Raw genomic sequence first — 6625 nt, forward strand, 5'->3', positions numbered from 1 at the left:
TGCGCTGAATGGAGTGAAATAGTAAAAATCTTTCTCGTGCCTCCCCATACACTGCTTGCATACCGACGCGTCGCCGCGCTATGCGATCACGACGTCGAGACGAACAGAACAAATGCCCCCGAAGCACGGCCGATGCAGCGCTCAGATCGATCTGACGCCGACCGCGGGGATCAGGAGAGACACCATGAATGCCCCCATGCGCGCCGCCCCCGCGACGCCGACAGCCAATCCTCTGGCCCATCCCGATTACCAGCTCTCCGACGCGCTGACGGCGAGTCGCGGTCAGATTTTCCTGACCGGCACGCAGGCGCTCGTGCGCATCCTGCTGATGCAGCATCAGCTCGACGCCGCGCGCGGCCTGAACACCGCCGGTTTCATTAGCGGGTATCGCGGCTCGCCGCTCGGCGGCGTGGACCAGCAGTTGTGGAAGGCGAAAAAGCTGCTTGATGCGGCTAACGTCAAGTTCCTGCCGGCGATCAACGAAGAGTTGGGCGGTACCGCCGTCATGGGCACGCAGCGCGTGGAGGCCGACCCTGAGCGCACCGTCGAAGGCGTGTTCGGCATGTGGTACGGCAAGGGTCCGGGCGTGGACCGCGCGGGCGATGCGCTCAAGCACGGCAACGCATACGGCGCGTCGCGCCACGGCGGCGTGGTCGTGGTGGCGGGCGACGACCACGGTTGCGTGTCGTCGTCGATGCCGCATCAGAGCGACTTCACAATGATGTCGTGGAGCATGCCGGTGCTCAATCCGGCCGATATCGGCGAACTCGTCGAATTCGGTCTCTACGGTTATGCGCTGTCGCGCTTCTCGGGCGCCTGGGCTGGCTTGAAGGCCATCTCCGAGACGGTCGAATCGCGCGGCACCGTCGATCTCGACAAGATCCGCACCGACTGGGTCGAGCCGTCCGACTATGTTGCGCCTGCGGGCGGCCTGCACAACCGCTGGCCCGATCTGCCGAGCCTGGCGCTCGAAGCGCGTCTGGCGGACAAGCTCGACGCCGTGCGCGCCTTCTCGCGTGTGAACAGCATCGACAAGTGGATTGCCCCGGCCCCGGCGGCCGACATCGGTATCGTGACGTGCGGCAAGGCGCATCTCGACCTGATGGAGACGCTGCGCCGGCTGGACCTCACCGTAGACGATCTCGCGGCGGCCGGCGTGCGTATCTACAAGGTGGGCCTGTCGTTCCCGCTGGATATGTCGCGCCTGGACACGTTTGTCGCTGGCCTGAAGGAAATCCTCGTGATCGAGGAGAAGGGCCCGGTCGTCGAACAGCAGATCAAGCAATACCTCTACAACCGCACGACGGGCACGCGCCCGACCGTGCTCGGCAAGACCGACGCCGAGGGCCGCGCGTTGCTCTCGGCGCTGGGCGAGCTGCGTCCGTCGCGCGTATTGCCGGTGTTCGCCGAGTGGCTGGCGAAGCATCGCCCGGCGCTGGATCGTCGTGAGCGCGTGGTCGATCTGGTGGCGCACGACATCCTGTCGAACGCGGCCGACGGCGTGCGCCGCGTGCCGTATTTCTGCTCGGGTTGCCCGCACAATACGTCGACGAAGGTGCCTGAGGGTTCCATCGCGCAGGCCGGCATCGGCTGTCACTTCATGGCGTCGTGGATGGATCGCGACACCACGGGGTTGATCCAGATGGGCGGCGAAGGTGTGGACTGGGCCGCGCACTCGCACTTCACCAAACGTCCGCACGTCTTCCAGAACCTGGGCGACGGCACGTACTTCCATTCGGGTCTGCTCGCGATTCGTCAGGCGGTAGCCTCGAAGGCGAACATCACCTACAAGATTCTCTACAACGACGCCGTCGCGATGACGGGCGGCCAGCCGGTCGATGGATCGATTTCGGTGCCGCAGATCGCGCGCCAGGTCGAAGCCGAGGGCATTGCGAAACTCGTCGTGGTGAGCGACGAGCCGGAGAAGTACATCGGTCACGAAGGCCAGTTCCCGAAGGGCACGACGTTCCATCACCGCAGCGAACTCGACGCCGTACAGCGCGAGTTGCGCGAGATCGCCGGCACGACTGTGCTCATCTACGACCAGACGTGCGCGGCCGAGAAGCGTCGTCGTCGGAAGAAAAACGAATTCCCGAATCCGGATCGTCGACTGTTCATCAACGAGGCCGTTTGCGAGGGCTGCGGCGATTGCGGCGTGGCATCGAACTGTCTGTCGGTCGAGCCGGTGGAAACGGCGCTGGGGCGCAAGCGTCGCATCGATCAGTCGTCGTGCAACAAGGACTTCTCCTGCGTGAATGGATTCTGTCCGAGCTTCGTGTCGGTCAAGGGCGCGCAGTTGAAGAAGGCGCTGGCTGCCGCCTTCGACCAGGTGGCCTTCGAAGGACGTTTGAACGCGCTGCCGCAGCCGAGCGCGCTCGCCGGCGAAGCACCGTTCGACATCATGGTCACGGGCGTGGGCGGCACCGGTGTGGTGACGATTGGCGCACTCATCACGATGGCGGCGCACCTCGAAGGCAAGAGCGCGTCGGTGCTCGACTTCATGGGTTTCGCGCAGAAGGGCGGCGCGGTGTTGTCGTTCGTGCGCTTCGCCAACACGCCGCAGGCGCTCAACCAGGTGCGTATCGACACGCAGCAGGCCGACGTGCTGCTCGCTTGCGACATGGTGGTGGGGGCCAGCGCGGACGCGCTGCAAACCGTGCGACGCGACCGCACGCGCGTGGTGGTCAACACGCATGCGATTCCGAACGCGACGTTCGTGCAGAACCCCGACGCGAATCTCCATGCCGACGCGCTGCTTGAGAAGATGCGTCATGCGGCAGGCAACGACAAGCTCGATGCGTGCGACGCCCAGGCGCTCGCCCAGCGTTTCCTCGGTGACACGATGGGCGCGAACATCATCATGCTCGGCTTCGCGTGGCAACTGGGGCTGGTGCCGGTGTCGCTGCATGCGCTGCAACGTGCGATCGAACTGAACAACGTGGCGGTGCCGATGAACCAGCTGGCGCTGGCGATCGGTCGGCTGGCGGCGGGGGATCCGGCGGCGCTGACGCAGACGACGGCCAAGGCCACGCCGGCGCCGGTGCATGCCCCGGTCGCCGACGACATGACGTTCGACGAGCTCGTTGCGCATCGCGTGACGTTGCTCACGCAGTACCAGAGTGCGGCGTATGCGGCGCAGTTCGCCGCGTTCGTGAAGCGGGTGGCCGATGCGGAAACGCGCGTGGCGGGGGCGCCTGGCCGCTTGTCGCGCGCCGTGGCGCAGCAGCTCTCGCGCCTGATGGCGTACAAGGACGAGTACGAAGTGGCGCGACTGTATGCGCAAACGGCGTTCGCCGACGCGTTGGGCGAGACCTTCGAGGGCAAGCCGGGACGCGACTTCCGAGTTGAGTTCCATATGGCGCCGCCGCTGATTGCCCGCGGCAAGGACGGTGCGGTGCCTAAGAAGGTGACCATCGGGCCGTGGCTGTGGCCGGTGCTGCGCGGCATGGCGAAGCTGCGCGGTTTGCGCGGCGGTGCGCTCGACGTCTTCGGTTACACGCTGGAGCGCCGCATGGAGCGTCAGTTGATCGCGGACTATCGCACGACGCTGGAGCGTGCGTTGGCGAGCCTGTCGGCCGACACGCTGGCTGATGTGATCGCGCTGGCCGAAGCACCGGCGAAGATTCGCGGCTATGGTCATGTGAAGCTGGCGAACCTGGCGATGGTCAAGCGCGTCGAGGCTACGATTGCGGCAAGGCTGAACGTGACACCCGCGACGAGCGACGCCGTCGAGCAGGCGCTGGCGCACGCACGCAGCAGCGGAAAGTCGCTCAAGGGCATTCCGGTGGTGACGGCGAAGTAAGAGGGTCGGCTTGATCGGGGGCGCCTTTCGCAATAAGACATGAGGGCGCCCCCTTTCGATAATTACCTACCGAACTTGTTGGAATGAACGGTACGAAGCTTGTCGGACGGCTTGGCTTCATTCGCCATTCACGAGTGTGGCGGCGGGTGTTGTGCGACTGGAACCACGCGGGTGAACAGGGCGAGTCCGATAGCGGCACTTCCTGCGCAGAAAAAAACGAACTCGATGCTAGTGAGGTTTGAAAGGGCACCACCGATCAGCGGCGCAATGATCATCAGCAGCAACTGAAGACTTCGGCCTGTGGACGTCACGGTCCCCAACACCTCGCGGGGACACTCCCGCTGGAACGTCAGCATCATCAGCATGACGCCAAGTCCGTAACCGAATCCGTTACCGATCCAAAGGCCAAGCATGGTGACTACCGGCAAGGCGGCGTTCGCGTAGACAATGGCCGCAGGTGTCAATATGGTGATGCCAAAGAGCAGCGATGAAGCAGCGAGCAGATCCGTAGGGGGCCATCGCTTTACCGCTGCTTTGAAGGCAAATGTCCCCAGTATTGCGCCAGCTGCCGTGCACCCCACAATGCTGCCGAAGGTCCCGTCGGGATAGCCGCGCGCTTTCAGAAACAGAGCGAGCAGTGCGTCGTAGAAGCCGAGGACAAACGCCTGACATAGCGTGACAAGGAACACCCGGCGCAGCATGGGGTGATGTCTCAAGACGTCGTGGAACACAGACCAGACGGGACGTGCGGTGGGGAGAGCCCCGACGCGTTTGCCGGTGTTTGGGGTGAATCCATTTGGCAAGAGCAGGATGCCGATGACGCTGAGCGCCGCCGAGATGGCAAAACCCGGAAGGTGCCATGTCGCTAGCAGTGCTGCGACGAGTGGTGCTACCAGTTTCGCCAACTGATCGATGAGCGTGACTTTGCTGGCATTGCCGGGAAGTGCCTCGTCGGCCAGCAAGCGGCGAAACAACTGTTGTTCGGCGGGGCCGGGGACGAGGTTGGCGAATCCTTTCGATGCGACGCAGATGAGAAAAATGTCGACGGTAGGGGCTTGCCAGAGCGCCAGTGCCGCGGCAGCGCGAATCAGGTAGCTCCAACGCAACATCCGCCATGGACAGTGGCGATCCACGAGTGCGCCGATCCACGGGCCCGCAAGGACGCCGGGAACGCCGTAGAACGCCATAGCGAATCCAATCACGACAGCGTCGGCATTCCACCGAAATGCGAGGTTTTCGAAGATAAGCGTGAAGTCGATCCATAGGATCGACGCGCCGATTGCACGGGAGGCGAGCAAACGCGAGTAGTTTCCTGCTGGGCGTGTAGCAATCAAAGCGAATCTCTTTGTGATGCGGTGACGTGCTGATCGCGCAGGTATAGCTGATTTTCGACAATGAAACCGTCCAGGCCGACGTCTCGCGCAAAACGAGCGAGGTCCGACGATCGATTGATGAAGCCGGCGCCGTTGAAATTCAGCGATGTATTGCACAGCACGCCAAAGCCGGAGATCTTGCGAAATTCAGAAAGTACTTCGTGCAGCAAAGGGTCTTGCTGTTGCGATAGCGTCTGAATTCGGGCGGAACCGTCGACATGTGTGATTGCAGGGAGGTGAGAATTTAAGACGCGCTGAAAGAAGAGCATGTGAGGGCTTGGTCGCGACGGTGTGAAATGCTCGGCGACCTCCTCTTCTCGGCACACCGGCGCTATTGGTCGAAATCCCTCCCGCCGCTTTATCCGATTAATTCGTTCCAGCATTCCACGATCCAGAGGGCTGGCAAGTATCGAGCGATGTCCTAATGCGCGCGGGCCTATTTCGGCGCGTCCGTGGGCCCAACCCAATATCGCGCCCGCATGCAGGTGTTTTGCGACGACGGAAGCCGTTGCGGGCGAGCAGAGAAACCCCTCGTGCTCTCGCCTGTCGAGCACAAACGATGGTCCAGAATATACAGACCACTTCAGCTTCGCCGACCCTGTTAGACAGAACTGCGCGTCCGCCGCTGTCCCAATTGCTGAGCCGCTATCGTTAGCGCATGGGGGCACAAAGATATCAGAGAACAGCCCAGTCTCGAAGAGGAGTGAGTTCCAGTCGCAGTTTAGTCCGCACCCGCCAGAGATTAAAAGAGGCGCTCGAGTCTTAACGTGCTGGCGGATAATCGTCAGGAATTTATGGAAGATTGCGTCGGATATCAGCCGAGTCAATCGTTTCCCGGCTTCCGATGTCACCCCGCAGTTGTACTGAGAATACGACCGGAAATCCTCTTTTGAGAAGTGCGGGATCGCCTCTGGCCGTGACAGCAAGTCATTCACGAGTCTTCGCTCTTCTAACGTCGGGGGGATGCTTTCGCAGAATGCGGCCAAAGCCATCAGTTTTCCCGCGTCCGACAGCCTGATCGAACCAGCTGGAAGGTTGAACGAAGGGTCTAAGAGACCGTACGCAAATGCATACCGAATACCGGGTCCCCACATGACATTGCTCAACAACTTTATGTTCATTGCCTCGTCCACATGATAGAACCGGCCGATGTGACCCTCCCAAACTAATGCATAACAGGAAGTCCCTTGAGGGAACGGCGAAAGGGCGTAGGCACACAAGACATGCGATCGCTCGTGCGAGGACGAAAATAACGTCGTTGTTCGATCGAAAATCGTCATCTGCTGAATCGTGGGCGACGCGAGGCCCATGTATCCGGCCCCTATCGACTTCACTAAATTGCCTCGCTTCTCCTCCCATCCACTAATTGCAATGTAAGCGGCTGGCGAACCCATCTTGCGGGTCTCGTTGTGCCGACAGATAGTGTCCGCTTAAATTTAAGCGGACGCGA

At 61.9% G+C, this 6625-nt stretch carries 3 protein-coding genes; 1 reads left to right on the plus strand and 2 read right to left on the minus strand.

The genetic code is table 11. From position 1 onward, the window contains the following. Positions 1-184: 184 nt before the first annotated feature. Positions 185-3802 (plus strand): indolepyruvate ferredoxin oxidoreductase family protein, encoded by a 3618-nt coding sequence (locus PEP31012_RS23095; protein WP_150591541.1) that lies wholly within the window; start codon positions 185-187, stop codon positions 3800-3802. 128 nt (positions 3803-3930) lie between these two features. On the opposite strand, the gene PEP31012_RS23100 is transcribed toward PEP31012_RS23095, so the two are convergent. Both PEP31012_RS23100 and PEP31012_RS23105 read right to left on the minus strand, forming a co-directional pair. Then, positions 3931-5100: an MFS transporter gene (locus tag PEP31012_RS23100; RefSeq protein WP_174978368.1), complete on the minus strand. Its 1170-nt coding sequence runs from the start codon at positions 5098-5100 to the stop codon at positions 3931-3933. A gap of 32 nt (positions 5101-5132) precedes the next feature. After that, complete coding sequence (locus PEP31012_RS23105) at positions 5133-6455, minus strand: carbamoyltransferase C-terminal domain-containing protein (protein WP_174978369.1); 1323 nt, start codon at positions 6453-6455, stop codon at positions 5133-5135. Positions 6456-6625: the final 170 nt, after the last annotated feature.

It is taken from the genome of Pandoraea eparura, assembly GCF_902459725.1.
Lineage (GTDB): Bacteria > Pseudomonadota > Gammaproteobacteria > Burkholderiales > Burkholderiaceae > Pandoraea > Pandoraea eparura.

What these genes read in the sequence shown, in the direction of transcription:
- PEP31012_RS23095 (WP_150591541.1), top strand. Translation starts at nt 185, where the DNA reads ATGAATGCCCCCATGCGCGCCGCCCCCGCGACGCCGACAGCCAATCCT.
- PEP31012_RS23105 (WP_174978369.1), bottom strand. Translation starts at nt 6,455, where the DNA reads ATGACGATTTTCGATCGAACAACGACGTTATTTTCGTCCTCGCACGAG.